The organism is Inquilinus sp. YAF38 (assembly GCF_052113205.1).
Taxonomy (GTDB): Bacteria; Pseudomonadota; Alphaproteobacteria; order DSM-16000; family Inquilinaceae; genus Inquilinus.
In genome coordinates this window covers 1-2,191 of the sequence record NZ_JBFRCU010000194.1, presented here as the reverse complement: position 1 = coordinate 2,191, position 2,191 = coordinate 1, and the positions used below count along the sequence as shown (strand labels likewise).

2 protein-coding genes and 1 pseudogene are annotated in these 2,191 nt (G+C 70.5%); all 3 read right to left on the bottom strand.

Features of this window, described 5'->3' with window-relative positions; translation table 11 throughout:
• Positions 1–955: NAD(P)(+) transhydrogenase (Re/Si-specific) subunit beta (locus AB4Z01_RS36130; RefSeq protein ID WP_441701666.1), on the bottom strand; the 955-nt coding region annotated here is incomplete at its 3' end.
• 49 nt (positions 956–1,004) lie between these two features.
• Positions 1,005–1,412, bottom strand: a complete 408-nt coding sequence (locus AB4Z01_RS36125) for an NAD(P) transhydrogenase subunit alpha (RefSeq protein WP_441701664.1) — start codon at positions 1,410–1,412, stop codon at positions 1,005–1,007.
• Between the two features lie 12 nt (positions 1,413–1,424).
• Positions 1,425–2,191: pseudogene (locus AB4Z01_RS36120) on the bottom strand (NAD(P)(+) transhydrogenase (Re/Si-specific) subunit alpha); the annotation flags it as partial.

The following is a 2,191-nucleotide window of genomic DNA, read 5'->3' as shown; positions in this document are numbered from 1 at the left end:
CCATGCCGTAGCCCGGCACGATGATCACCGAGCGGGCATTCTTCATCACGAAGGCCGCGTCCTCCGCCGATCCCTGCTTCACCGCACGGTCGCCCGCAGGGCCGCCGGCCGCCGCGGCGCCGGAATCGCCGCCGAAGCCGCCCAGGATCACGTTGATGATCGACCGGTTCATCCCCTTGCACATGATGTAGCTGAGGATGGCGCCCGACGACCCGACCAGCGCGCCGGTGACAATAAGAAGGTTGTTCTGCAGGGTGAAGCCGATGCCCGCCGCCGCCCAGCCGGAGTAGCTGTTCAGCATCGACACCACCACCGGCATGTCCGCCCCGCCGATCGGCAGGATCAGCAGGAAGCCGAGCGCCAGCGCCACCAGGATCAGCAGCAGGAACGCCGCGCCGGACTGGCCGGCGCACATCCACACGATCAGGAGGATGATCAGGAGGCCGAGGCCGGCGTTCAGCGGGTGCTGCAGCGGGAACACCAGCGGCTTGCCCGTGACCAGCCCCTGCAGCTTGGCGAAGGCGACCAGCGAGCCGGTGAAGGTGATCGCCCCGATCGCCGCCCCCAGCGCCATCTCGATCAGGCTGCCGACATGGATCGCGCCCGGCGTGCCGATATTGTAGGCCGCGGGGTCCAGGAACGCCGCCGCCGCCACGCACACCGCCGCCAGCCCGACCAGGCTGTGGAACGCCGCCACCAGCTGCGGCAGCGCCGTCATCTGGATCCGCTGCGCCACCACATAGCCGATGCCGCCGCCGATCGCGATCGCCGGCACGATCAGCCAGTAGTTCCGCACCTGCGGCACCAGGATMAGCGTCGTCGCCACCGCGATCGCCATCCCSRCCATGCCGAACAGGTTGCCCTGCCGACTGGTCACCGGGCTCGACAGGCCCCGCAGCGCCATGATGAAGCACACCGCCGCCACCAGATACGCCAGCACCGCCAGGCTCGTCATCGCGTCCCCTCGCACTTCTCGTCTCGGATTGTCGCCTGTACGGGCTGGATCAGCCCTTCTTCCGGTACATCGCCAGCATCCGGCGCGTCACCAGGAAGCCCCCGAAGATGTTCACCGACGCCAGCARSACCGCCAGCGCGCCSAGCASGCTCGACGCCCCGATCACCGCAGGACCCGCCGCGATCAGCGCGCCGACCACGATCACCGAGGAGATCGCGTTGGTCACGCTCATCAGCGGCGARTGCAGCGCCGGCGTCACCCGCCACACCACGTAGTAGCCGACGAAGCAGGCCAGCACGAACACCGTCAGACCGGTCAGGAAGAAGCCSTGCTCCCCCGCCGGCACCGCCGCGGCCGATGCCTGGGCCTGCACCGCCAGCGCCTGGGCCTGGTCGGCCAGGCCCCGCGCCGCCTCCGCCAGCCCTTGCGCGCCTTGCGCGAGTTCCTCTGTCGCCATCTGCCCGCTCCCCTACGCCGCCTGCTCGGCCTGGCCGCCGAAGCCCGGATGCACCACGCGGCCCCCTGAGGTCAGCCGCGTCGCCGCCACGATCTGGTCCGATCCGTCCACCTTCAGCGCCTTGCTGTCCTTGTCGACCAGCGGCGTCAGGAAGGCGACGAGATTGCGGGCGTAGAGCGCCGAGGCATCGGTCGCGATCCGGGCCGGGACGTTCTTGTGGCCGACGATGGTCACGCCGCCATCCTCCACCACCTCGCCCGGCCGGGTCAGGGCGCAGTTGCCGCCCCGCTCCGCCGCCAGGTCGACGATCACCGAGCCCGGCTTCATCGACCGCACCATCGCCTCATCCATCAGCACCGGCGCCTTGCGGCCGGGGATCAGCGCGGTGCAGATGACGATGTCCTGCTTCTTGATCGTCTCGGCAATCAAGACCGCCTGCTTGGCCCGGTACTCCGCCGACATCTCCTTGGCGTAGCCGCCCGCCGTCTCGGCCGCCTTGAACTCCTCGTCCTCGACCGCGACGAAGCTGGCGCCCAGAGACTGCACCTGCTCCTTCGCCGCCGGGCGCACATCGGTCGCCGACACCACCGCCCCCAGCCGACGCGCCGTCGCGATCGCCTGCAGCCCGGCCACGCCCGCGCCCATCACCAGCACCCGCGCCGGCGGCACCGTGCCCGCCGCCGTCATCATCATCGGGAAGGCCCGGCCGAACACCGACGCCGCCTCCAGGACCGCCCGGTAGCCCGCCAGGTTGGCCTGGCTCGACAGCACGTCCATCG